Raw genomic sequence first — 751 nt, 5'->3', positions numbered from 1 at the left:
CTTTTAACCTTGAAGTGAATACCATTAAATCTAAGTCGTGCGGTCTGGCCGGGCTTAAGAGTAATCCCTTTCTCTAGAATCGGTGCTCCGATTGTCAGTGCAGTCGGTGTATTGTTGTGCGCCTCTATATAGGCGAGATAGGCGAGTCTCGGGCATCCGGTCAACATAAAAGCGAAGAGGGCGAACAGAAGAACAATAAGTAGGCGGCGATTAATCATGGTATTGCTAACTCCAAGGCCAGGGTCCGGATTCCCGGCCAACGCCGCTGGTATCCCCCGTGGCTGAGGTTCGATGCAGCCGCGCCGCTTTGCCGGCGCACTCCAAAGCAGTCCGGAATTCATAAAGAGCCATCCAAGAAATTTCCCGCTGATCCGAGGGAGTGGGCACGGGTGATCGCACAGGCACCGGGCGAAGATCGGCTGGCGACGGTGGCCGAGCGGGCTGCGTGGTCCGCTGCCGTGGTGGTAAAGGAAGGTGGCTACCCGGCAGTCCGTGAGGCACTCGCTAAGGGACGCGCCCCACCGTCTTCATCAGCTACGCCACGGCAGCCCGCGGAGGACAGGAAAGCGTAGCGCATCCCGCCCATTGCTCTGGATTCCGGCGTCCCAGCCGGATGACAGCCTGATGTTTTGGAGTTTTTCTCGTTCCCACGCGCTGAGATTGTGAAAGAATTCGCGCTTGGTCGTGGCAAGGGTAAACTACCAGCTGAGCTCGAACCGAGGGGCTGACCTTCATGGCGAGACGTTACAAG

Annotated in this window: 2 protein-coding genes; one reads left to right on the top strand and one right to left on the bottom strand. The window is 57.8% G+C overall.

Going from position 1 to position 751, the window contains the following annotated elements; all coding sequences use genetic code 11:
- On the bottom strand, positions 1 to 341 hold a 341-nt coding region (locus tag E1958_RS21060; protein WP_208108633.1), incomplete at its 3' end, for a hypothetical protein.
- Positions 342 to 389: 48 nt separating this feature from the next.
- On the opposite strand from E1958_RS21060, the gene E1958_RS19670 reads away from it, so the two are divergent.
- Positions 390 to 572 (top strand): hypothetical protein, encoded by a 183-nt coding sequence (locus tag E1958_RS19670; RefSeq protein ID WP_133510589.1) that lies wholly within the window; start codon positions 390 to 392, stop codon positions 570 to 572.
- The last annotated feature ends 179 nt before the right edge of the window (positions 573 to 751 follow it).

It is taken from the genome of Candidatus Thiosymbion oneisti, assembly GCF_004359955.1.
Taxonomy (GTDB): domain Bacteria; phylum Pseudomonadota; class Gammaproteobacteria; order Chromatiales; family Chromatiaceae; genus Thiosymbion; species Thiosymbion oneisti.
This window is presented reverse-complemented; position numbering and strand designations above follow the sequence as displayed.